The 23,800-nt window shown below is 51.8% G+C and carries 23 protein-coding genes; 11 read left to right on the forward strand and 12 right to left on the reverse strand.

From position 1 onward, the window contains the following. Position 1: 1 nt before the first annotated feature. The 4 genes from ACYVAM_RS06210 to ACYVAM_RS06225 form a co-directional block, all read right to left on the reverse strand. Positions 2 to 721: a YqjF family protein gene (locus tag ACYVAM_RS06210; RefSeq protein WP_461065011.1), complete on the reverse strand. Its 720-nt coding sequence runs from the start codon at positions 719 to 721 to the stop codon at positions 2 to 4. A gap of 57 nt (positions 722 to 778) precedes the next feature. Next, a complete protein-coding gene (locus ACYVAM_RS06215; RefSeq protein ID WP_461065013.1) occupies positions 779 to 2,038 on the reverse strand; it encodes an MFS transporter in 1,260 nt (419 codons plus the stop codon). A gap of 247 nt (positions 2,039 to 2,285) precedes the next feature. Then, positions 2,286 to 2,594: a hypothetical protein gene (locus tag ACYVAM_RS06220; RefSeq protein ID WP_461065015.1), complete on the reverse strand. Its 309-nt coding sequence runs from the start codon at positions 2,592 to 2,594 to the stop codon at positions 2,286 to 2,288. Positions 2,595 to 2,683: 89 nt separating this feature from the next. Continuing rightward, complete coding sequence (locus ACYVAM_RS06225; protein ID WP_461065017.1) at positions 2,684 to 4,546, reverse strand: family 43 glycosylhydrolase; 1,863 nt, start codon at positions 4,544 to 4,546, stop codon at positions 2,684 to 2,686. Between the two features lie 59 nt (positions 4,547 to 4,605). On the opposite strand from ACYVAM_RS06225, the gene ACYVAM_RS06230 reads away from it, so the two are divergent. Continuing rightward, positions 4,606 to 5,061 (forward strand): hypothetical protein, encoded by a 456-nt coding sequence (locus ACYVAM_RS06230; protein WP_461065019.1) that lies wholly within the window; start codon positions 4,606 to 4,608, stop codon positions 5,059 to 5,061. A gap of 40 nt (positions 5,062 to 5,101) precedes the next feature. Here ACYVAM_RS06230 and ACYVAM_RS06235 read toward each other — a convergent pair whose 3' ends face one another. Continuing rightward, positions 5,102 to 6,037 (reverse strand): NAD(P)/FAD-dependent oxidoreductase, encoded by a 936-nt coding sequence (locus ACYVAM_RS06235; protein WP_461065021.1) that lies wholly within the window; start codon positions 6,035 to 6,037, stop codon positions 5,102 to 5,104. A gap of 81 nt (positions 6,038 to 6,118) precedes the next feature. Here ACYVAM_RS06235 and ACYVAM_RS06240 point away from each other — a divergent pair, with 81 nt between their 5' ends. Continuing rightward, a complete protein-coding gene (locus ACYVAM_RS06240) occupies positions 6,119 to 6,454 on the forward strand; it encodes an antibiotic biosynthesis monooxygenase family protein (protein ID WP_461065023.1) in 336 nt (111 codons plus the stop codon). Between the two features lie 80 nt (positions 6,455 to 6,534). On the opposite strand, the gene ACYVAM_RS06245 is transcribed toward ACYVAM_RS06240, so the two are convergent. The 3 genes from ACYVAM_RS06245 to ACYVAM_RS06255 all read right to left on the reverse strand — a co-directional run bounded on the left by ACYVAM_RS06245 (position 6,535) and on the right by ACYVAM_RS06255 (position 10,108). Beyond that, positions 6,535 to 7,461, reverse strand: a complete 927-nt coding sequence (locus tag ACYVAM_RS06245) for a cation diffusion facilitator family transporter (RefSeq protein ID WP_461065025.1) — start codon at positions 7,459 to 7,461, stop codon at positions 6,535 to 6,537. A 2-nt stretch (positions 7,462 to 7,463) separates the two neighbouring features. Next, positions 7,464 to 9,716, reverse strand: a complete 2,253-nt coding sequence (locus tag ACYVAM_RS06250) for a TonB-dependent receptor (protein ID WP_461065027.1) — start codon at positions 9,714 to 9,716, stop codon at positions 7,464 to 7,466. A gap of 71 nt (positions 9,717 to 9,787) precedes the next feature. Continuing rightward, positions 9,788 to 10,108: a hypothetical protein gene (locus ACYVAM_RS06255; RefSeq protein ID WP_461065029.1), complete on the reverse strand. Its 321-nt coding sequence runs from the start codon at positions 10,106 to 10,108 to the stop codon at positions 9,788 to 9,790. Between the two features lie 345 nt (positions 10,109 to 10,453). Between ACYVAM_RS06255 and ACYVAM_RS06260 the strand changes: the two genes are divergently transcribed. The 8 genes from ACYVAM_RS06260 to ACYVAM_RS06295 all read left to right on the forward strand — a co-directional run bounded on the left by ACYVAM_RS06260 (position 10,454) and on the right by ACYVAM_RS06295 (position 16,595). Next, positions 10,454 to 10,981 (forward strand): PAS domain-containing protein, encoded by a 528-nt coding sequence (locus ACYVAM_RS06260; protein ID WP_461065031.1) that lies wholly within the window; start codon positions 10,454 to 10,456, stop codon positions 10,979 to 10,981. Further along, positions 10,959 to 11,207: a cysteine-rich CWC family protein gene (locus tag ACYVAM_RS06265; RefSeq protein WP_461065033.1), complete on the forward strand. Its 249-nt coding sequence runs from the start codon at positions 10,959 to 10,961 to the stop codon at positions 11,205 to 11,207. Before ACYVAM_RS06260 ends, ACYVAM_RS06265 begins: the two co-directional genes overlap by 23 nt. Continuing rightward, positions 11,197 to 11,598 carry an acyl-CoA thioesterase gene (locus ACYVAM_RS06270; RefSeq protein WP_461065035.1) on the forward strand — a complete coding sequence of 134 codons (402 nt, stop codon included), beginning with the start codon at positions 11,197 to 11,199 and terminating at the stop codon, positions 11,596 to 11,598. Before ACYVAM_RS06265 ends, ACYVAM_RS06270 begins: the two co-directional genes overlap by 11 nt. A gap of 101 nt (positions 11,599 to 11,699) precedes the next feature. Next, complete coding sequence (locus ACYVAM_RS06275; protein WP_461065037.1) at positions 11,700 to 12,077, forward strand: hypothetical protein; 378 nt, start codon at positions 11,700 to 11,702, stop codon at positions 12,075 to 12,077. A 129-nt stretch (positions 12,078 to 12,206) separates the two neighbouring features. Then, the gene (locus ACYVAM_RS06280; RefSeq protein WP_461065039.1) at positions 12,207 to 12,494 is read left to right on the forward strand and encodes a YHS domain-containing protein; all 288 of its coding nucleotides are present in this window, start codon (positions 12,207 to 12,209) and stop codon (positions 12,492 to 12,494) included. Between the two features lie 42 nt (positions 12,495 to 12,536). Beyond that, positions 12,537 to 12,914, forward strand: a complete 378-nt coding sequence (locus tag ACYVAM_RS06285) for a hypothetical protein (RefSeq protein ID WP_461065041.1) — start codon at positions 12,537 to 12,539, stop codon at positions 12,912 to 12,914. Positions 12,915 to 12,972: 58 nt separating this feature from the next. Then, positions 12,973 to 15,312, forward strand: a complete 2,340-nt coding sequence (locus ACYVAM_RS06290; protein ID WP_461065043.1) for a TonB-dependent receptor — start codon at positions 12,973 to 12,975, stop codon at positions 15,310 to 15,312. Positions 15,313 to 15,383: 71 nt separating this feature from the next. Continuing rightward, on the forward strand, positions 15,384 to 16,595 hold the full coding sequence (locus ACYVAM_RS06295) for a sialidase family protein (protein ID WP_461065045.1): 1,212 nt from the start codon (positions 15,384 to 15,386) through the stop codon (positions 16,593 to 16,595). A gap of 18 nt (positions 16,596 to 16,613) precedes the next feature. Here the strand turns inward: ACYVAM_RS06295 and ACYVAM_RS06300 are convergent, their stop codons facing one another. The 4 genes from ACYVAM_RS06300 to ACYVAM_RS06315 all read right to left on the reverse strand — a co-directional run bounded on the left by ACYVAM_RS06300 (position 16,614) and on the right by ACYVAM_RS06315 (position 22,901). Further along, entirely contained in the window at positions 16,614 to 19,100 is a 2,487-nt protein-coding gene (locus ACYVAM_RS06300) for a TonB-dependent receptor domain-containing protein (RefSeq protein WP_461065047.1), read from the reverse strand. After that, complete coding sequence (locus tag ACYVAM_RS06305) at positions 19,078 to 20,427, reverse strand: HTTM domain-containing protein (protein WP_461065049.1); 1,350 nt, start codon at positions 20,425 to 20,427, stop codon at positions 19,078 to 19,080. Before ACYVAM_RS06305 ends, ACYVAM_RS06300 begins: the two co-directional genes overlap by 23 nt. A 62-nt stretch (positions 20,428 to 20,489) precedes the next feature. After that, positions 20,490 to 21,653 (reverse strand): imelysin family protein, encoded by a 1,164-nt coding sequence (locus ACYVAM_RS06310; RefSeq protein WP_461065051.1) that lies wholly within the window; start codon positions 21,651 to 21,653, stop codon positions 20,490 to 20,492. Positions 21,654 to 21,728: 75 nt separating this feature from the next. Then, complete coding sequence (locus tag ACYVAM_RS06315) at positions 21,729 to 22,901, reverse strand: DUF4856 domain-containing protein (RefSeq protein ID WP_461065053.1); 1,173 nt, start codon at positions 22,899 to 22,901, stop codon at positions 21,729 to 21,731. Between the two features lie 422 nt (positions 22,902 to 23,323). Here ACYVAM_RS06315 and ACYVAM_RS06320 point away from each other — a divergent pair, with 422 nt between their 5' ends. Further along, positions 23,324 to 23,752 carry a response regulator gene (locus ACYVAM_RS06320; RefSeq protein WP_461065055.1) on the forward strand — a complete coding sequence of 143 codons (429 nt, stop codon included), beginning with the start codon at positions 23,324 to 23,326 and terminating at the stop codon, positions 23,750 to 23,752. Positions 23,753 to 23,800: the final 48 nt, after the last annotated feature.

The raw sequence follows: 23,800 nt of genomic DNA on the forward strand, positions 1-23,800 counted from the left end.
ATTAAATAACCGCAGCCCCTGACTTTATGGTGACGGCTGACCCATCGGCCAGAAAGATCGAACGGGGTGGCTGGTCAAAAAATGGCGCAAACTGGCTGCCGTACAGTGTCGCTATGTCACAGCGTACATCGTAGGTAGTCACGGGGAAGATCGACCAGGTAGGGTGCACTACTTCATACTCGGATGTACGACGGACGCCCCGACCTGTATACCCCCAGTAATGCTCCGTGATGAACGCTTCTTCGCTGTCCGCTACCAACGGGTGCCCAAGCCGATCTGCGCTGATCTCGATATGATTCCAGGACGAGCCTACTTTCCACTCGTAGCGGATATGCTGCGTTTGTTCATTGGTTTCCCAGCGGTGCCGCATGGGATGAGTGGCATACGGTTCGCCATAGAGCGTATTGGCTACCAGCGAAATCGCTAATTTCGGTACAATTTCTTTAACGAAAACTACTCCCCGTTTCCAGCCGGTTTGGGTTTTGCGACGGACATAGAAGCGGAGATTGAATTCTTCAAATTCCGTGTGAAACGGCACCGGTAGTCTACCCAGCAGCTTGACCCGCTGGAAATAAAACCCGACCAGGCTACCATAGCAAACGCCATTAAACTCATCCAGCTCCGTACCATAAGGAACCAGCGGCTCCAGCACCTTACGGTCCAGGACGTAGTTGGCAAAGATCAGGTTTCGCCATTCGGCGCTTAAAAAGGTAGTAGCCATTCAGGAGGTTCGTTACTAAGGGATGTGTGTATAAATAGGGTCTGAACGGTCTTCCGTTCATTGGCGCATTTGTGTGCCGGGGATGTGGTTCCGTTCCCAGGCCAGCCAGGCCACTACCGAAAGACAGGCGGCAAACCACCCGAAGGGCAGCCGTAAGTCGAGCAGGGATAACCCCCCGAATACGAGTGTTGTTACAAAACTGGCGACCCCTTGCAGGGCCTGGTTGATCCCAAAGATTTCGCCCCGGTCTTCATCCGTCGTTAGCTGCGCCATCAGCCCCTCAATCAGCCCCTGAATGAGGGAGAATGTCAGACAGTCGATGGTGACCAGAATATAGAGCCATAGCGTTGAGGTGCCCACCAGACCGTAGGCGCCCAAGATGGGAGCGCCCAGCAGCGCGAGCCAGAAAATGCCCCGTCGCTGGTTGATCCGGTCGGCGATGTAGGTATAAAATACGTAGCTGATGACAACGCTCAACGCGCCGAAATACATGAAGAAATAGGAGATGTCCTTCGCATCCATTTGCAGGGCGCCGAAACTGACGAAGGTGACAAAGTAGAAATAATAGCCGGTGCTGAGTGTAAGCGCCAGTTGCATCATGACGAGTTTCTTTAAGCCGTTATAGTGTCGATCCTTAGCCAGCAGGCGGGTCCAGAGTGTGTGTACATTCAGCGACTGGATCAGTTCCATTTTCAGCGCGGCCAGCTCTACCGAAGCCTCGGACCGTTCGGGCAGATTCGAATGGGTTTCGCGCAGGAGCCAGCTCAAAACCATATTCAGACCTGACAGACTAACGGCCATAATCGCCACCACCCTGGCCTGACTGCCCTGCACAACATCGAAGGTCGTGAGCAACAGACCTGACGCAGCCGGCCCAATCACGAAGCCAAGCGAGATAATAGCTCCCTCGATACCCAGGTTTTTGAAAAGGCTCTCTTTGGGTGAAATGTCTGTTATGGCCGACCGGACAGTGGCGTACATGCCGTTTGTGGTCCCATCGCTTATCCGGTTGGCGAAGTAATAGCCGACTCGCACGGGTAGCAGCAGGCAGTCGGCGAGAAACGTACCAATGGCCGAAATAATGAAAATCGGTCGTCGGCCATAGCCATCGGATAGTTTACCGAGCAAGGGCGCGGAGAACAGTTGCATCCCCAGAAAAAGTGCCGTACCCACCGCAAGCCACAGCTGCGGCCGTTGCAGACCCTTGACAAATTCCGGCAAAATTGGCCCTAAAGCCGAGCCTACTATGACATCAATAAAAATAATGGCATAAATATGAATCAAACGATAATCGCGGGCGGGCCGACGGATTGGCATATAAAAAGTTTGTAAGCTGATAGCGCGAAGCAAGCGCTTCGCGCTATCAAAATGTCAGTATATAAAATTGGCACAGAAATGACTGGCCAAATTCATGAACAGTGCGTTGGTATGTTGGTTCAAAACCATGCCGTTCGTAGAACTGCATAAGCTTGGGGCGGGTGGCATCGGTTTCGAGTTGTAAGGTGTTGATTCCCCGCTTCAGGCATTCATCCCGACAAAATCTGGTGATTTCTGCGAATAAATTCTACCCGCTGAAAGGCCGTCGAATGGCGAGTTTGTGAATAAAACCCGATGTGTTGGCGGGTACCTCGGGCCAGTAGAGCGGATCTTCCCACTGCAGAATGAAAACCGCAGCCGGTTCCGGGCCTGCTCCACTGTTGAGGTCGGCATACATCACATACAGGTTGTTTGTGGTATACTCATCCAACAGGTTTTCAGCGGTGAGTTTGTCGACATTCCAGAGTTCGCGGTCATTGTCGACAAGCCATTGGCCAACTTCACGTAGGATATTAATGGCAACCTCCGTCTGGTCGTTTCGGAAAGAAAACGTCATGGTCTTATTGTCTTAAATCCTGAGTTGTGGATAATGAGTTCCTTTGGCACTGATGGCGCGAAGCGCTTGCTTCGCGCCATCAGCCATCATCACTTCTTCCCTAATCCGGAACCGTCGTCGATTACGTTACTTAATGCCGACACGCCGTTTTCGTCAAAAGCCTCGATGGCAAAATAATACGGTACCCCAACGTTTAACGCCCGTAGCTCGAATGTGTTAGGCTGGTCGTTCCAGAACTGGTATGTTTGATAGAGTTTATCAGGAGCAATGCCCCAGCGTATGTTGTAGCCCACGGCACCCGGCACTTTGCTCCAGGAAAGATCGGCATTACGCTGGTCTTTTTGTCGCTTTGCCGTTAGGGTTGCGGGCGTAGCCGGTACCTTGCCCAGGCCATTGCCAAATACCCGAAACGCATTAATGGCCAGATGTGATCCTGCGACATACACATGTTCGTAGCGCACGTAGCGCGCCCGAGTTGGTTTCTCCAGTTCAACATAAGCGCAGGCCCGGTCGCGTTTAGGAACTTTGTGGTCCGGCGTATCGGTCAGATCTGCGGCAACTGTCCACTTTTTGTTATCGGTTGAGGTCAGTATTTTGAACTGCGTATAGACCGTCGAATCAGAATCATAAATGGTTTGGCGGTAGTCGATGTAATCCACCTGAACCGCCTGAACGTCGCGTTCCGCACCCAGATCGAGAGTCAGGGTTTCGCCGGGTTTATTCCGGGCCGCTACCCAGAACGTACGTGGGTTTTCATCCGTCGTTTTGTCGGCTGATAATGTATCGACGGCCGATGCCCTGAACGTCGACGATGCGACCGCTGGTTTACGATAGGAGAGGAGCATCCAGCCCGTAAATAACTCGTCGCTGGTCTGTCCGGCTTTTGTGGCCAGGTAGTGCGGGAAATCCCCGAACCGCGTGTTGACAAACAGGTGATCGTCTTTATCAAAGCCGGCCGGATTCATCACGATGCGTCGTTCCATGCCCCAATTATGGCCAATCCAGGTTGTGCCCGTATTCCAGTAATTGCCGAAATTATCCTGAAACGTGTTGCCATGGCCACAGCCCGTGGCGAACCCGCCTGGTTTGTAGGCAATAGGATTGTAGGGTGCATATTCGAATGGCCCCAGCGGGTCTTTACTCACATACGTACCGTTGCCATATACGTTGTATTCCGTGCCGGGAGCGCTGTATTGCAGATAGTAGGTGCCTTTGTACTTAGTCATCCAGGCACCTTCCATAAACGGCTTGAATGGGTCGGAGTGATTGGGGCCAAAGCGTTCCCAGCCGTGTTTGTATGGATCAAGCCAGAGCATAGCCTTGTACGATGCTGCCGGGTTATTGCCAGCGTAAGTCAGGTTGCGTTTTTTGTCCAGTTCGGCGCCGAAAAGCGGATACACGTTCGATGAACCCCAGTACATATACCATTTGTCGGTGTCATCGTCGTGAAACAGAGCCGGGTCCCAGGGGCCAATATCTTTGGGTAGTCGCGGCATCCAGCGATTCAGGAACTTGAGTTTTCCTTTCTCCGGTTCCGTCGAATAAAAAATAGGCCGTTGCTCAAATGTCGACTGAAAGAGGTACAGCGTGTCGCGGACAGATAGAGCCGCCGGGGCGCACATATCCTCCATCGGCCATTTATCAGGAACAATGTAATGCCAGTTTACCAGATCTTTCGAATGCCACCAGCCGCCCTGTATGGTCACAAAAAGGTAGTATTCATTTTTGTGGTTGATAATGACCGGGTCCGCCCCGGAACGGTAAGAAATTTTCTCGTTCAACTGCTCAAAATTGTACCGATAGCTTATGTCCATCGGATTGCAGTAGGTTCGGGCCGCGTTCGGTCGGGCTGCGTTCGGTTGTTCTGCGCTCAGTTTTTGCTGGCCGAGCGCTGGCTGAATGGTGAAAAAAAAGGAGCCGACCAGCAGGAAACGTAAGAATGGAAATCGCACGGAATGGTCAGGTTTAGGAGGGTCATTAACATTTGCACGGGCTTACAAGTTAAGCACCTATGACCGACATAAACAAAACTATCCTGCAATCATTGGGCAGTGGTTTGGCAGGCGCCTGCGCGCTGACGGCTCTCCACGAAACGGCCCGTCAGTTTATTCCAGAAGCGCCCCGTGCCGACATCCTGGGCATGCGAGCCATTAAGAAAATGATGAACAAGGTCGATGAAGAACCGCCGGCCGATGAAGAACTGCACGATTGGGCACTGGGCGGTGATATTGTCTCCAACGCCATCTATTACAGCCTGATTGGGCTGGCTAAACCAAACGATGCGTTACTGACCGGAGCGGCTTTAGGCCTGGCTGCGGGCGTTGGCGCCGTAGCGTTGCCCGGTCCCATGGGATTAGGAAAGGCCCCCAGCAGCCGCACGACAGCCACGGCTGCCATGACCGTTGGCTGGTATCTGTTTGGTGGACTGGTAACCGCCGGGGCCTATATCCTCATGAAGCGCCGGTAACATATTTATCCGTTGTGAGCCAGCCAGCGTATCCACAAACTTAAACAGCTACCTGTATTTGGCGGGTAGATAAATCTTCTTCCATCAATTCCCGATTTACCCAGACTCCAGCCAGACTACCATTGGTTACGGCCATGGATACCTGGCGCATTGGCGAACTGTTGTCCCCCGCTGTGTATACACCCGGCACGTTGGTTTTTCCGAACCCGGCGGTATTGATCAAACCTGACTCGGTCATGGCGCATCCGAGCTGTTCGGCCAGATCGGAATGCTGCCGGAACGGCACCCGACTATATAAGGCATCTATTGCATAGGCAGGCCCATCGGCAAACTGAAGTTCTGTCAGGTTGCCCTGCTCGTGCGCTATGGCGGAAAGGGGCTCATCCATAACGGGTACGTTAAGCTGGTCGATGATTCGGCGCTGTTCTGGCGTGAGGCTTGCGGGTCCGTTGGTAAACAGGGCCAGCTTGGGACTCCAGTGTTGAATAAGACGAACCAGTTCATAAGCCGTGTCGCCGTTGGCTAGAATACCCAGTCGCTGACCAGCCACTTCGTAACCGTGGCAATATGGACAGTGTAGGACAGAACGACCCCAGCATTCGGCAAATCCGGGGATGGGTGGCATCAGGTCCTCAACGCCGGTTGCCAAAATTAGCTTTCGGGACTTAAATTCTTGACCACCGGCGGTTTCAATCAGGAAGCCATCCGGGTCTGAAGCAGCTTTAATGGCCAAATCGGAAAGAAACGAAACAGAAGGGTAGCGAAGAACCTGTTCCCGGGCAATAGCCGCAATGTTGGCGGGTGTCTCCCCATCCTGAGTTAAAAAATTATGCGAGTGGGGCGTCTGTCGATTGCAGGGTTTACCGCTGTCGATCACGAGCACCTTTCGCAAAGAACGCCCTAATGTCATAGCTGCACTCAGACCAGAATAACTGCCACCTACGACGATCACATCAAAAAGAAGATTCGTTTCCATAGCTGCTTGTTTAGTTCCGTGCAAAGGTAAGGCGCTATTTTACAAATGCAACATAGTTGCATTTGTAAAATAGCGCCAGCTATGAATTATCTTCGTCAGATGATTGCTATTACACCGGATACACCTTATTACGCCGTCATTTTTACCTCCATCCGAACGGATTTTGAGGACGGTTACGCGGATATGGCCACCCGAATGGTCGAGATGGCTCATGCACAACCGGGTTTTCTCGGCGTTGAATCTGCCCGGACCGAAATCGGTATTACGGTATCTTACTGGGAAAGCCTGGAGTCGATCCGAATCTGGAGAGAAATGTTCGACCATCGAATTGCCCAACAAATAGGCCGCGAACGCTGGTATGAATGTTATAAAGTCCGTGTGTGCAAAGTGGAGCGGGATTATGGCTTTGAGCTATAATTTAGTTTTCATTCCGGAGGGCCAGCGTTGGCCACGATACCAACCCGATTCAACAGGAACAGAATCGGGCAAGTGTAGCCCTAACAGACTTCCGTTTTACATTCATCTTTCGTCGAGGTCTCCGTTTCGAGCGTAGCGTGGCTGATTTTCTGATGTTCGAGCCGGTGGCGGGCATCGTGTTTGAGAGCGGCAATCTGCGAATCGGAGAGGCCGGGTTGCAGTACCAGGTGAGCCGTTAAGGCGTTTTCGGTGGTACTCATCGCCCATACGTGTACATGATGCACATCCTGCACACCCGATACCGCCCGTAGGTCAGCCAATACGGTTGGCAGGTCGATGTCCGTTGGCACACCATCCATCGAAAGTCGCAGGCTATCCGTCAACAAACGCCAGGTAGAGCCCATAATCACGGCAGCAACCAGAATACCAATAACCGGATCGAGCCAGGTCCAGCCGGTATAACTGATAACGATGCCTGATACGACCACGCCCAGTGATACCAGCGCATCGGTTGCCAGGTGGAGGTAGGCCCCTTTGACATTCAAATCATGCTCTTTATCCCGGAAAAACAGCATGGCCGATGCGGCATTGACCAGCATTCCCAATCCCGCAACCCAGGCTACGGCTCCACCCGCCACCGGTTCGGGATGCCGGAACCGACTGATGCTTTCCCACAAAATGGCACCGATGGTGATCAATAGAATAACGGCATTGGTGAGCGATGCCAGTACCGTGCTTTTTCGAAAGCCATACGTAAAACTTGGCGTCTGGCGAACCCGTGCCAGGCGAAAGGCAAGCAGCGACAGCAACAGGCTGGCCACGTCGCTCAGGTTATGGCCCGCGTCGGCAACGAGGGCGAGCGAATTGTAATAGAATCCCAGAACGAACTCCACAACAACATAGACTGCGTTCAGAATAGCCCCGATAATCAGCGCCCTGTTGATGGACGTCAATACGGTGGGGCCGTGGTGGTGGCCTGCGTGGTCGTGAGTATGATCGTGAGCCATGGTTATAAGTTCAGTTTAATACCGCCATTAATGATTCGCCCGTCGGTTGGGGCGTAAATATCCGTAACAAAAGTCGGTTGGCTAACGGAGCCACCAACCAACGATTCGAACCGGGACTGGCGCACATCCAGAATATTTTCGAAATTAAGGAAAATACTCCCTTTTGTGGTCCGGCCTGGATTGGTCCGGCCTGGATTGGCCCGGCCTGGCCCCGTATTGAAACTCCATTTACGTTCGATCATGTAGCCTATGGTCCAGTAATCCCGCGTGGTTGTTCCGTTCGTCCGTTGCTGCTGTCCGGTATAAAACGCTTCAAAACCGGTCTTGATTCGATCCGTTTCATAGAGCGATGTAAAATACAGCCGGTGTTTGGCCGTCAAGGGTGTTATACCGGTCAGGTCGTCATATCGGCGTTGCGTATCAATAAACGAGTAACCCAGGAACGTGTGAAAATCATGATACACCAGCCGGATGTTCGTTTCAAAGCCGCGCGTCGATAGAGACCCATTGGCCGTCCGAAACTCATAGCCATTCGGTTGAGGGCTCAATACCGTCAGTCGGTTCAGTTTTGTGTAAAAGAATAACTGATTGATGGACAGTGTGGTTTCGTCGCCCAGTTTAGTCCGGTAATTAATATCCCAGTTAGCTCCCATAGACGACTCCGTTTGATCGCTGCGGATGGACCGTAAGTCGACTCCCTGAAATGATAGCCGTTCGGCATCTTCCGTAAAAATAGTCGGTGCTTTGTAGCCCAGCCCGCCCCCCAGCCGGCTTGTCCAGCGATCGGATACACGGTACAGAAGCGAGAACCGGGGCAGCAAAAATACCGTTGATCGCCCCGGGTCAGCCTGGTTGCTGGTGCTCGTATTGACAACATCGGCACGCAGACCGGTTTCCAGGCTTAGCTGTTCAGATAGGGTCAGCGTGTTCTGTACGAAAAGTCCAGTGATGGTCTGGTGATAAACATCGGCTGGCGCAGGTAAACGGATTGGGTTAGCATCACGAAACGTATCCGTCCAGAGATTCAGCCCCGCAATCCAGTCCGATTTGGGCTGATGAGTGAAGTAGCTGATTTCGGAGAACGAGGATTGCTGCAATCCGTCAAATCGATACGTGGGCAACACAATGGCCCGTTTAAAGCGACTGATGCTATTTTTGATCGTTAGAAGTCCGTTCGCAAACCGTTTTTCCAGTCTGAATTGAGTCGCTAATCGTTGCGAGTTATTGGCTTCCGTGTAGCCGGAGGTCGATTCGCTTTTGATGGTTGGCAGGTAGCCGCCCGTGCGTTGTTCGTCAGACCAGATCAAACCCGCTGATACGGTCGTTGTAGGATTTGGATACCAGAATAATTTTGGTTGCAGCGTGGTTCGCGCTGTTTGGGGCAAGTCCGAAAACTGATCGGCATTGGCATCGTAAGCACGTTGCAGATTACGGGTTGCGTAGAGCGTTAGCCCTACTTTTTCATTCCGTTGGGCATAGTAGCCGTTCAGGTCGAGGCCCAGCGCCGAGGTCCCGTTGATCAAAAAGGAAAGATCCCGCTCGCGGGTAGGTTCCTTCGTGACCAGATTGACTAAACCCGCAATAGCCCCACTGCCATACAGTGTTGATTGACAGCCTTTAACGACCTCCACCTGTTTCAGGTTCAGGGGCGGCACCTGCATCAGGCTCAGGCCGCTCGAAAAGCCGCTGTATAGAGGAAGGCCGTCCTGCAGAAGCTGGGTATAGCGCCCATCCAGGCCCTGAATCCGAAAGGTAGCGTTGGCCGACATAACGGAAGTTTGCTGCACCTGAATGCCCGGGCTTTCGCGGAGAATCACCGCGATGTTGGCTGGTTGCATGTTTGCTTTTTCGTCCAGCTCTTCCCTGTCGATCACTTCAACGCGGGTGGGCTCATCGGCAACGTTACGGCCCCCGCGCGTTGATGAGACGGTAACTTCCTCCAGCGCTTCCTCGGCTGTTTCGAGCGCTATGCGAATCGTATCTCGGACTGGCACAGCTATTGTCTGGGTAACTGATTGAAAGCTCACGGCCGAAACCCGAATTTGGTGCGTGGTGGCAGGCGGTGCATAAAGCTGGGCATATCCACCGACATCAGTGGTCGTGCCAGTGGTCGTGCCGATCAGAACAACGGTGGCACCGGGAATGGGTTGTTGCGTGGCGGCATGGCGAACAGAAATGCGGAGGGTATCCTGCGAATAGGCGACTCCGCTAACACTGGCCATAGCCACCAGTAGAACTGGAAAAACGTTTTTCATCGTGTATGGAGAATACAAGGAACAATCCAGCCGATGGATGATCGGCCGCGAAGAAATCCACGAAAAAACGCTTAGTATTTTGGGGGCTGCCAGACGGCAGAAAGAACCGTGGCCTGACTGGGCGAGTGATACGTGAATACCAGCCGGAATGGAATTGTGGCGCTCAGTTCGGATGGACGAGCATAACTGAACGGCCGGGGTACAGAAAAACCGGGGCAAGTAGCACAATGGCAAAAGGGACTACAGGGGGCTTTGTGTTCGTGCTCATCGTCGGAGTGAGCCCCCGCCGTTTGGGCAACCTTATCCGTATGCGCATGACATTCTGCATCCGGACAGGGCAAACCCGTCAGAAGCAATAGCCATACCGAAAAAAGATAAAGCAACCGGTTCATGCCCGCAAAGGTAAAACGTGAATGAATGCAACAGGTAGTCAAAAAAGGCGCCCTGTCGCTTTTGGATTAACGCCATTTGGTTGATGTATTATAGGCACATGGCGTTCGGCAGCGAACGAGATCGCCCATCTGGCTAAATCTGCCCAGCCATGTAGGCGAAGCTAAGGAAGTCGATCAGGCTGCATACCCGCAGAGTTTTTGGCCCGACGGCGGCTGCTCTTTTTCCTGGCAGCAACAAAAAATGGGAGACAAGCTACCCGAAACGTCCGCGAATTAGTTAAGGAATCAGTATAATAAATAATGGTCTTCTGTTATTAGTCGGAAGAAGACCCTATTTTCGCCACTATGAACTTCTGCGGACCATACGACAAACAGATTGCCGCTCAGTATCGGCCATCCCTGTGCACGCCCCTGCTGGCTGGTTGGGAGTTCAGACAGCGGCCTGATTCCTTTGTCGGGGATGCCGGATGGCGGGCATTGGCCAAAGCCCAGGACTGGGCTTTAACGGCTCCGGTTCGGCATGATTTGTTGAGCGACAAATGGACACTTGTAATCACGGATACCGATCAGATAATACAATACGTGAATTCAGGTTTCGAAAAGATGACGGGCTACGCAAATTATGAAGCCATTGGCCGTAAACCCAATTTCTTGCAGGGGGAGTCTACTTCCCCCAAGGTTCGTCAACGCATTCGGGAAGCCATTGCTCAGCGGAAGTCAGTCAGTGAGGTGGTCCTTAACCATCGAAAAGATCAGTCACCGTATTGGTGTCAGCTTATTATTCGACCGATCATGAACCGGCAGAAGGAGGTCGTCAACTTTATCGCTTTCGAGGAGGAGGTTCCATTTGATGAGTCTTACATCGACCACTAAGCACGAACACGTTGGCTGTCCGCGCTGCCAGCGCCATTTCGAGTGCCGCGTAGGCAGCATTAACCTGTGCCAGTGCCAGACACTTACCCTAACCGACGACCAGCATCAGTATATACGTTCCCTGTATGAAGGCTGTTTATGCGCCGACTGCCTGCTGGCTTTACGAGCTGAATACAACCAAAAATCCCATCGGGAAAAACTAACTAAATTAATCAATGGCCATTAATGAGCCCCAATCAATAGACGACCGGATTGCGGCCGCTGAAACACGAATCTTCAAAGCAGTTTTCCCGAGTACAACCAATCATTACGATACCTTGTTCGGGGGTACGGCACTGCAACTGATGGATGAAGTTGCCTTCATTGCCGCCACCCGCTTTTCCCGTAAACGGATGGTGACCGTTTCATCCGACAAAATCAATTTTACCAAGTCGATCCCGGCCGGTACGATCATTGAACTGGTTGGCCGGGTCGATCATGTCGGCAACACCAGTATTCGAATTGCGGTCGAGATTTTCGTTGAGGAAATGTATTCGATGGAGCGTCATCAGGCTATTCACGGAACGTTTACGTTTGTGGCGCTCGATGAGGATAAAAAGCCAATTCGGATTGTATGAACGAGCGATGCCGGTGCGAACCGCAACGACTTAGCAATTGCACAAACTTTTTGACTGCTGTCTGACAGATCACCAAAATCCCGCCCTACCTTTGCGCTTGAATGAAAAACGCACTGGTTTATATCCTCCTTATCGCGACGCTACTGCCGACCGTTAGCTCGTGGGGAACCATTGCGTATTATCAGGTCAATAAAGCGTACATTGCCCGTGTCCTCTGCGAAAATCGGGATAAGCCCCAGCTTCACTGCGACGGGCAATGTTACCTGGCCAAACAACTGAAAGCCCAACAGGACCGACAGGATAAGGAAACGACCGAGCGCGTGCAGAATACACCCGTTTTACACCTGTTTTGCCAGGTGAATCTGCCGTTTCAGTTTCGTCAGCACGGGTTCGACCGGGTGTCGGTCGCTTTTTCGACGTATCAATTCCCGGCTTACCTGGCTCCATTATCGGGCCTTTTCCGACCGCCCCAAGTTTAATCAGCTTCCTGGATTAGCTTTAGTTTCCGCCTGATGAGGACGGGGCTACGGCCTGCTTTGCAGCAAAGTAACGCTTGTCCATTAAGCGACAAGGGTGCTGCCGTATCCATTATCTGATGTAAACACTCCATGAACCGTACGATTCGTTACGCTTTATGCGGCCTGTGGCTGGCCGTATTTTCGGTTGCCTTTATACAGGACCCCGCAGCAAAATCCGGCAAAAAACCGGCTCACTCAACAACGCCGAACGCTATCAAAAAGCCCTTCGCTTTAGCGTCTACCATTGATCCCGTTTGTAAAATGCCGTTGTCATCCGGCGTGACCGATACGGCGACCTACGCAGGGAAACCGTATGAGTTCTGTTCCAAAATGTGCAAAGACCGTTTCAAGCAACGCCCAACGGCCTATGTCCGGTAATCACCCATGTTGATCCGGCTTCGTTCTGTTAAAACGTCCCCCATGCGTACGGTCATTATCTATTGTCTTTTACTGGCCACACTGCTGCCGACCGTCAGCCAGTGGGGAATTATTGCGCACTACCAGTTGAACAAAGCCTACATTGCTCGTGTCCTGTGCCAGAATCGGGATAAGCCTCAACTTCACTGTGATGGGCAATGTTACCTGGCCAAACAACTGAAAGCACGGCAGGACAAACAGGATAAAGAAACAACCGAGTGTGTACAGAGTATGCCTGTATTTCAGCTGTTTTGCCAGACGAGTGTGCCTTTTCAATTTTGTCCAGTCTGGATTTCAGTACTATCGTCCCATTTCTTTTCTTACTATTTAGCGTCTTCTGTGGCTTGTGTAACGAGTCTGTTTCACCCGCCAAAAAGTTGAGTCGGGCCGCTTCGGCGGTTGAGTGTTTCTTCTCATTTTCACGACTTAAACTAGTATCATGAATATTTTTAGAGTACTCATAGCCGTAGGGTTATGGGTCAATATTACCTTGTTTGCATCGGCGCAAGCTGTCAATCAGGGGCTTGTTTTCGACGCCCAAACCAAAGAGCCATTACCGGGTGTAACGCTGGTATTCCCGGATGGTAAAGGCACAAGTACCGACGGTAATGGCCATTTTATACTGCCGCGCGATAGCAATAGGATTACCGTATCAGCGGTTGGATACCGGAAACAGGAGGTCAGTCTACTGGCCGATCAGCCGGTTCGTATTGCCCTCGAACCGGCCGTGGAAGACCTGCAAACGGTGGTCGTAACGGCGAACAGAGAAGCCGCGCTGCGTACCGAAACACCCATTGCGATTTCCAAATTATCGGCCCGGCTGATCAACGAGACCAAGCCTATGAGCATTTACGAAGTCATCAACAAAACCCCGGGGGTGCTTATGGTGAACCTCAACAATGAGCAGCACATGATGGCCATTCGCCAGCCAATGACGACCAACGCCTATTTTCTGTACATGGAAGATGGCGTTCCCATTCGGCCAATGGGCGTGTTTAATCACAACGCCCTTCTCGAAATGAATCAGTTTACGGTTAGCTCCATCGAGGTAGTCAAAGGCCCCGTTTCGTCCATTTACGGGCCGGAAGCCGTAGGCGGAGCCGTGAATTTTATCACCCAGCGGCCAACGGCCGTCCCCACGGCCCGTATCGGTATTCAGGCCGATCAGTGGGGCTACCAGCGCGTGCAGGTTGGCGCGGGCGCTACCCAGGGCAAGTTCGGCATCTATGTTGGCGGCTTTGTCTCGCGTCAGCGCAACGCGTGGTTAGCCAGTTCCGACTACGACAAGTCGTCGTATTTTACCCGACTCGAATACGCGTTTACGGCCAGGACCCGGCTAACGGGCACTTTTTCGTATAACAACTACAATTCGCAGACCAGCGGCAGTGTCGACAGTACCGCTTTTTTCGCCCGTCAATACGTGAGTACGACCGATTTTACGTATCGGAAAACGGTTTCCCTGCGTAGTCGTCTGACGCTGGAACACGATTGGACGAACGGTTCGCAGTCGTTCCTGACGGCCTTTGTTCGAAACAATACGGTTGCTCAAAATCCAGCCTATTCGATCCGCTGGACAACGGGCGCTACCACGGCTACGGGGCAGATCAACAGCAACGATTTTAAAAGTTATGGCTTTATCGCGCAGCATACGCAAAAGCTGAACTTCCTGAACAGCAAGCTCATTGCCGGTACTACCCTTGACCTCTCGCCCAACACCTATCTGGCTTACCAGACTAATTTGACGGCGCAACTGCGACCCGATAAAAAATCAGTTGAAACGTATACGCAGATTGCCGAACGGCCCGATATTCAGTTGGCCAACTATCAGGCTGATATTCATAATACGGCGGCTTACCTACAATATGAGTTCGAGCCATTGGCCAAACTACGGGTATCTGCCGGCCTCCGGTACGACCGGATGGCTTTCGATTATACCAACGCACTGGACAAAAGTTCGGGTGGGAAGGCCTACAGTCAGGTAACGCCTAAAATCGGAGCAACCGTTGATCTGGGACGGGGCCGCGGCTTATATGCCAACTACGCAAAGGGCTTTTCGCCCCCGGCGCTTACCGCAATTTTTCTCAAGCGCACTACGCCAACCGCTACCGGCGATCTGTTTTACTATAACCTCCAGCCCGCCAAATTCGACAATATGGAGATTGGGGGCTGGGCCTCGTTGCTGAACAACAAAGTATATGTGGATGCCGCGCTCTATCAAATGAATGGCACAAACGAGCTTCTCAACATCCGCCAACCCGATAACTCAACCGACTACCAGTCGGCTGGTAAAACACGGCACCGGGGTGTTGAACTCGGGATTACCTACCGACCATCGAAGCAGGTATTTTTTCGATTTGGCGGTACACATGCCGTCCACCAGTTTGTGGAGTTTACGCTGAGCCAGCGATCGTCGGACGCCGTTCAAAATGTGAATGGAAAAGACATGCCCTCGGCTCCGCGAACGATCTGGAATACCGAAATAAGCTATTATCCATCCTGGCTGAAGAACTTCCGGACGTCGGTGGAGTGGCAGCATGTGGCGGGTTGGTATCAAAACCAGACCAACACGGTTCGGTATGATGGCTACGATTTTGCCAATGTTCGGGTGGGTTACCAGTGGAAAGGCATCGAAGTATTTTCGAATGCCCTCAATGTGACCAATGCTCTTTTTGCTACCAACGCGACAAGGGGAAACAACGCCACCGACCGAACCACCTATACCCCAGCAGCACCCCGCACGATTGTGGTTGGGGTTCAGTATAATTTCTCAGGAAACTAAATCAGTAATGGCAACGGGTGTGGGCGAGTTTGTTGGAAGACGCTACGCTCGTTGCCATAAAAAAACGAACGATGAAAAGCTTATTTATTTCCTTGCTCCTTTTTGGCCTGGCGGCTGAAAAACCTCTGACCGAGACCACGGTATCTGACCCTCAGTTTGTGGGTGCCGTTCCCCGGCTGACAACCGATGCCAATGGGGCTCCGCTATTGAGTTGGGTAGAGAAAATCAACGAAAAAGAAGCCGCTTTTTACTTCGCCATAGCAGCAGATGGACAGCCCTTTGGCGAGAAAGTCCGTGTGAAAGCCCCCGCCAATTTGTCAACACATGCGGAAGGTATGCCTAAAATGGCGGTGAAAGCCGACGGGACGCTGGTAGCGGTTTTTGAAGTGCCCAATCCCACAAAGGAATCCCGGTTTGCGGGTGATCTGCTCTACACGATGTCGGCAGATCATGGCAAAACCTGGGCTGATCCTAAGCCCGTTCATCAGAATACGGCACCCGGCAGCAGTCATTCCTTCAGTGATCTGACTCGCTTGCCTACGGGTGAAATTGGCATCGTTTGGCTCGATGAAAAACTGGCTGGTCAGGAGGGGCGCCCGGTCGTATTCGCGCAAACAACGAAAGGGAAAGGCTTTGGTCCGGCGGTACTGGTCGATAACAATGCCTGTCAATGTTGCCGGACGAACGTGTTTGTCGACGCGAAGAAAAACATTCACCTGACCTACCGCGATCTGTTGCCTGCGGCCAAAACCGGCGAAGTCGCTTCCCGCGACATTAGTACCGTTGTGTCGACGGATGGTGGCAAAACGTTCAGCAAGCCCCAGGTGGTCTATGCCGACCATTGGCAGGTCAATGCCTGCCCGCACGCGGGTCCGGTGGTGGCGCAGTTGGGTAATGATCTGTTGATGACCTGGTTCTCGGGAAAAGAAGAGGCCGTTGGTTTGCGGCTGGCGCAGTTGGGCTCCAAAAAGCTGGCGTCGAGTGTGCTCTCCAGCCGGGCAAAACATCCGCAGGTGGCTACTGCTGGCGATCAGCTTGTCTGGGTCTGGGATGAAGCCATCTCGACGGACGGCTCGGGCGAAATGGGCTCCTTCGTGCAGCGAATCGGCATGCGGACTTTCGCCCAGGGGAAGTCCAGTGCTACGACGTACATTACCCCTGAAACGGTTAACGCGACTTATCCGGCAGTGCTCGCTACGAAACACGGCGTACTGATGGCGTATGAACAAAAAAAGGATAACGGAAACTCTACCATTGTGGTAAGGACGATGGAAGGGCTGTAGAACAACGCTTTGCGTCACTTACAACTTCGCCTGAATGGTCACGTATAACCCGCGACCATCGGAAGGAAGAATGCCGGGCCCGGGATAGCCCGTGGCCCGGCGGGTGAAGTAAGCCCGGTTGGCCAAGTTATTGAGACTGCCCTCCAACCGAAACCGACGGAACTGATACGAAAGGCTGGCGTCCATGATGGAATAAGCCGGAATCAGGCCAATAACCGCCGAAACGCCCCCTTCGCGGGAGTTGGTTGCATCCGAAAATTGGTCGGAGAGATAGGTGTACTGAAATGATGCTTTCAGGTTTTTGTACCCCAGCCGAACACCGCTTTTCAGGTTTACATTAGGCACAAACTCAACCTGATTGCCAACCACCCCGGCAATTTCGCTGGCTTTGTAGGTCGAGTGAATCAGCGCGACGTTCGCGAACATAACACCACTTAGCGTTGGATTGCCCGGATTAGCTAAGCGCAGAAAATCGCCTTCGGCATAGGATTCCAGTCCCATAATAACGGCCTGCCCGATGTTGCCCCGTCGGCGAAGAACGCGGTCATTGGCATCGTAGAACTGAACTTCGCCGATGCGGTTGTTATAATTGAGGTAGAAGGCGCTGACATCGAAATTGTACAGTGTGGTTTGCGTACTCCGAATGCCCAGATCCAGGGAGTAGCCTTTTTCATCCTGCAAATTGGGGTCGATGACCGAAGAGGGGTTGGCAATCCGCATATCGCTGAACGTGATCGAGCGGTAATTCTGCGACAGGTTGCCATAGATATCCAGTTGGGCAATTGGTTTATAACTAAGGCCAAGTCCGCCAATAACAAAGTGCCGTCCGTTGGTGCGTACTTCATTGGTACGCGTAGCGTCGATGATGTTGCCCGCCAGGTCGCGCGTAATGGTGCCGTAAAAACCGTTGGCGGTGGTGTGGATGTATTCGAAGCGCACCCCCGGCGTAATGGATAGCTTGTCGCCCAGGTACAGGATGTTTTCGGCAAAGAGCGATACGTTTCGGTTCGGAAACTGATAGTCGGACGCAATGCCCTGCTCGTTGTCGACAAACGAAAAATTGGCGTCTTTCCCTGTGCTGCCCAAGCCTTGTATACTGTGGTTGTAGCCGTGGTAATAACGGGTTCCGACCAGCAAAACGGCCTGTTGTTTGCCCACGTAATACCGCTTTAAGTACCGGGCTTCGGCACCGTAGTTCTGGAAATCACCTTTAATCAGATCACGTTCGCTGTTATCATCGACACTGGCTACGCGGTTGGGACGGAACCCCAGCGAATACCGATACGCATACAGGCCGAAGACGCGCAAATTGACTTCGTTGTTGGCGTTGATTTTATGGTCGACATGCAGGGCGGGCATCGTCCAGTTGACCTTAAACCAGTTGCGTTCCCGATTGCTTTGCCGTGGATTTTCCTGAAACATGGCATCTGTCAGGCCACCGGGTTGCTGAGCCAGGTAACTCATTTGGGTGAAGTCGAGGCCAATCGTCGTTTTTTCTGAGAAACGATAGTCGATATCGGCAAAGGCCATGTAGTTGGTAAAGTGGGAATTTGGTCGCCAGCCATCGCCTTTCTTGTACTGAAAAAAGGTGTAATAACTCAGCTTGCCAACCGTACCACTGGCACTGGTAAAGGCATTGTAAAAGCCGAATGACCCAATGGTTTGGCGGGCAATCAGTTCCAGTTTTCGGTCGGTAACGGGCTTTTTCATGACGAAGTTGAGCAACCCGCCAAACTGCGTACCATATTGAAGCGAAGCCGCGCCCCGTACGATCTGGATGCGCCCAACGGCCTCGATCGGCGGGGTGTAATAACTCTCCGGATAACCCAGCGCATCGGCGCTGATGTCGTAGCCATTCTGGCGCACGTTGAAATTCGAACTTCGGTTCGGGTCGAGGCCACGACCGCCAACACTGAGTTGCAGACCGGCTCCTTCATTTTCCCAGATGTTCAGACCAGCCACACGGGCATAAATCTGGCGGGCGTTGTTGGTCGAGAGGTTCGCCACCAGTTGATCCGGAATGATTACTTCTGATTTTTTGCCTTCATAAATCCCCATATTCTCAACGCCCCGCATCCGGGTGAACCCAAAATCAGATTGCCTGTCGGTAACGGTTACCTCGTTTAGGGTTTCAAGTCGGCTCACGACCCGAATCACAACGGACTGATTCTGCCCGGCGATGCGTACAGTCTGCCGGGCGGCTTTATAATCGGGACAACTCGTGTGCAGGATGTAGTCGCCCTCGGGCAGATTCAAAAAGCTGAATTGGCCGAGACTATCCGTTAAAGCCGTGCGGTTGCCATTGTTCAAATAGATGGTGCAGCCGTTGACCGCCACACTATCCTGACGGGATTGGACCTTTCCCGAAAGCTGGTATTGCGCCAGGACGTTGGCCGTTGAGAAGCTGCTAAACAGGAGAACAACCAGCGAAACTAGCCGCTTCTTGTGGGAAAAGTCAACCGTTAACGCTGACTTAAGAAAACTAAAAACCGTAGATGTTGTCATTGAAGGGAGTGATCCACTCTTTGTGTATAAATGAGTCCTGCTGGATAGCCAGATTCGTTTTGGGGTCAATCAGGGGGCGGCCCAGACGGCCGTTGAGCGCCACATACGAATCGACGTATACGGCCGGTTGCTGAAATCCGTGCTGGGCGTAATAATCCCGGAGTATGTGCGCGTACTGCAACAACATATCCGGTTGGGTAGCCATCACTTTTTCCTGCAATGGCGTCAAAAATTCCGTGTTGTTCACAATGGTTCGGTGCCCCGCGTTGTCCTGCACCGTAAACTGTGCGTAGCCCGCTTTTTCCATCAGCATCACCCGCCACGAGAACCGGTAGCCCTGTTCGGTCCAGAATAATTCGCCGGGGTAAAGCAAATAGCGGAGCGGAAAAAGCAGTTGAACAATAAAAAAAAGCCCTATGAACGCACGAATCCCGGTGGCTGCGGCTGGCTGATACACGTACGTTCGGTGAATGAACAGAAAAGTGGCTGGTATCTTTAACCAATGGCTTATCGTCCGAACAATCGTCAGGTGAAAGCCGGGCGAAAAGAAGATCAGCGCTGTCACGATCATGATGTATGGGAACATGCCAATGGGAAACAGAAAGGCGGTTAACCCATGAAACACCACCACGGCGGCATAGGCCCAGAGCCGTGTGGGCCGATACCGAAGCAGGAACGGAATGCTCAAATCATATAGGCATCCAAACCAGCTAAACGCAATGGGTACCCAGGAATAGTTGAATAAAAAGCCAACTACGGGAACGTCATTGTGGGCAGGTAACCAGATGCGAAGCGGTAACGCATTTAACAGCCAGTCGCTATTGAGCTTGGCCATACCCGCGTATACATACAGAATGGTTACCAACAGTTTCAGCGCGTCGAGACACCAGGCCGGTATCTGGTCGGCGGCCAGACTACGACGCCGGTAAGCATCCACCGAAAAATAAGCATGGGCAGGCAGAAAAATCAGCAGCAGACAAACCATACTTGTAAAATAGTAGTGGTTCAGGTAGGTGCTCTTATCGATCAGTTCAATGTATGTGAAGCTCAGAAAAAGGCTTATGATAGCCACGCGATAAAACAGGCCGATGGCGACCAGCAGCGCCGAAAGGCCGCAAACGGCAAAAAGCCCGTAGGTGTACGAGCCCAGCGGCTTCACGAATTCGAAGCCATAAAAGGGGAAAAAGTAACGCGGTTGAATGTACAAGTCGGCAATCCAACCGTTGCTCCAGAAACGGACAATGCTCCCGAAGAGCATCAATCCAAACAGGAGCCGGAAAACGGCCAGTGGAGCCGAAGAAGTTGTTTTGCGTAAATAAGGTACCATGTATAGATGGTTTTGGGTTCACCGGTTGTCATTTCGAATCAAACCGGTAAACCCAAAACCAATTAATCGCCGTCATTATCCGTGTACGTTATGGTGATGCTCATTGCCGTGGTCATGTCGACTTTGAGCATGCGCACCGCTTTCTGCATCTGGGTATACACCAGCGCAACAGCCGCATTATTGGTTTTGATTTCGTCGGACAAATTGGGTTTCAGCGTATTGAGCTGCTGATTGACGGCGTCGAACTGCTTGTTAATGATGTCGACCAGCGAGGTGCCCGTACTGCTATCCTTTGCCCCAAGCGACGTCAGGTACGATTTCAGACCGGGGCCTTCCTGCCCCGTTTTTACGCTTTTCCCATTAAAGAAATCAACCGTGGCCTGGTGAGCGGTTTTGGCCAGCGTAAGTGACAGGTCTTTCTTGTAGTACCCTTCTACTTTGTCGGGGGCTGGCGTTCCATTGGTCATAGCGCCCGACGGAATCCCGAATTTTCCCGAACGAAGGTAGCGCTCGTAGTTGAGCACAAAGCCGTTGACTAGTTTAGAGGTCGAGCAACCTGCATTCAGGGCCGTACAATTGATGAACGTATCCCGGTAGCCACCCGTCGTCCAGGCGGTGTATACGGTCGTAAACTGGGCGTTCATTTGGGTGGTGAGCCGTTTGAGATAGGCGACCCGTTTGGCGGCATCAGCGGCTGTGGTGTACCGGGCTACAATGGCATCATCGGTCGTGCCGAGGCCATTAATAAGGTAATCCAGGGCCGGAAACCCCTGTTTAGGGTAAGAGGCCGGTACATCGAAAGAACCCGAACCGGCGGCTACGTATTCTTCAATGCCTGTGACGCTGGTTGGGTAAATGTTGAAGAAGTTGCGGAGCGTATTCTGTTCTGCCGGTCCTACATCGAACAGTTCTACTTTTTGCCATTCCGTATAGGCATCTGCCCAGGCCTGCCGCAAATCGGTAAGCGCTGCTTTGTCGGGCTTTGCCGCAAAGGCATCCGATTTGGTCAGCATCAGGTCAAACTTCGTTTTGAAGTTGGCGTAACTGGGCAGAATAATATTGTCGGCAATATTGGTCAGCATCGCCTTCCGGTCACTGCCTGCCTGATCGGTTGGTGTAGTGGGGGTAACCGGAGCCGGGTTATCGGATCCCCCACCCGAACAGGCCCATAGCGCGCTCACGAACGCACACACAAATCCAACTCGTTTCCAGCTATTTTTTGTCATGACGTAAAAAAAGGATAGAGCGACACGGTGAGTATCGCTCTGTACTGAGTAAAAAATGATTGGTTACCCTGGTGCTTAGCCGGGTATGTTAAATTTGGCACGAATGGCTGCCGAAGCTGCATCGATCTTCGCGTTGGTCAATCCCCAGAAACCATTGGGAGCTGAGATAAGGCCAGCCAGCACGGAATCAGAAAAGGCCGCATCGGCTTTGTTCAGTTTCGCATACCGGAGCGAGTAAATAAAACCTAAACCTTCGCCCATGGCGTGGGCCGCAGCGGCTGTGTTGGTACCGGCTGTTTTCCATTTGCCCAGATAGCCCAGTGCCGCATTGGCAATGGCTTTCTCCATGGCCAGATGAATAAACGCAGCCTGCTCTTTCAACACGGTCATATCGTTGTTGACAATAGCAGCCCGACCTTTCAGTAATGCTGAATAAATTTTGGGGAAATCATCTTTATTGTATTCCCAGATGTAAGAGCCAATAAAGCTTTCGCCTGATGACGTAGCCGTGGCTTTTGCGCCATAAATGGGGTTGGCGGTCAGAATACCGTAGATCTCGTCCCAGTTTTGCTCAAGCTGGGTGTATTTCTTTCCGGCAACCAGCGTGGTATTGTCCAGTGCAAGATTCTTTTCGCTCAGCAGGACGTTGCCGATGTAATCGACCTGAAACGCGCCAATCAGGCCCTTCTGGATGATCTGTCCGTATTCGATCCCTTGTGCATCAACCAGATAGGTGCCTAGTTTACCCGCTTTCCCTTCCGAAGCGACGGCAGAAACCGACTGACTGGCGGTAGCAATTTTCGGAAAACTGGCTTCAATTGTCTGCCGTTCCTTTTCTGCATCGGCGGCTGGCAAAGAGGAAGCTGTTACATTACGGAGTTGAACGCCCGATGTATTCAACGCTGTATTGGCCGTACCCGAGAATGGACTGCCCGTATTCGAGAACATGTTTTTCAGGACGTTGGCATCCAGCGTAGCGCCGGTGCCAACGGCTGTACCGTTGTAGGTATTGATAGCGCGGAACATGAGCAACCGATTGGCACCGGTGGTCAGGTCTACGGTTTTGACACCGGCGTCATCCACGAAAAAGTTGGCATAGGTCGTGGTGTCGGTGAGTTTGCTATACGAAATTGTCTTACGAAGCTGGGGAGTGACAGTTGTTGGATTATCCTGGTCGTTACAAGCTGATAAGCAAAATACTAGGGTTACAAGGGCTAATAGACGATTGAGTGTAGTAGGTGTTTGCATTCTATAATTTCCTTATTTGGAATGTTTCTACAAATGTATAGGAGATTTAGACTAATTATAAAGAATTGTTTAGAATTTTTTCAAATAATAACATAAGCGGTTGTTTAGTAAAGACTTACGAATCCTGTTGAGTATGGTAAAAACCTGATAAAATTGTAGTAAGCCAGTTAAATTGCTATTAATAAATTGATTGAATGGTGGTAATTCATTGGCTAAACCTATACCTTTGGTCTTTATGCCCGGCTATTGATAGCCAGATTGCAACGCTTTTCAGGAATCACAGCGTATGTGTATCAGGCATACGGAAAGAAATTAGTTGATGCGCTCTTTTTACCAGTAAACCTGTTCCAGGCTTGCTTTATACACCGTAGTCAGTCGGTGAGTTCAGTCTGTTAATGCACTTCATATTTAACCCATTCGCCATGGCTTTTCACTCACCTACGGACTTTGGGAAATCAGACGAACCAACCGTTTGGGTCGTCGATGACGACGAAGATGATCGGTTGTTTATTCGTTCAGCCTTTGAGGATACGCAGTCTCCTGTCAGCGTCCTGGCGCTGGCTGATGGCGATCAGCTTCTGCCAACGCTGGCCTCCTGCCAGACGTTGCCCCGATTAATTTTGCTCGATATCAATATGCGTCGTCAGAATGGATTTGATACCCTGACGCAACTTCGCAATACACCCACGTTTGCCCATTTACCCGTTGTCATGCTCACCACGTCGTCGGATAGCTACGACCTTCAGCGTTGTTTAGCGTTAGGAGCCAATCAGTTTATGACCAAACCTGCCAACTATAACCAGTTGGTCATGCTGGCACAGGGACTTACCGAGCAGTGGGCACTCGCCTGATTGCAAGCCCGACAAAATCCGGTTAACCTAACTTTCCTGACGGAGTCT

The sequence above is a fragment of the Spirosoma horti genome (genome assembly GCF_054776595.1).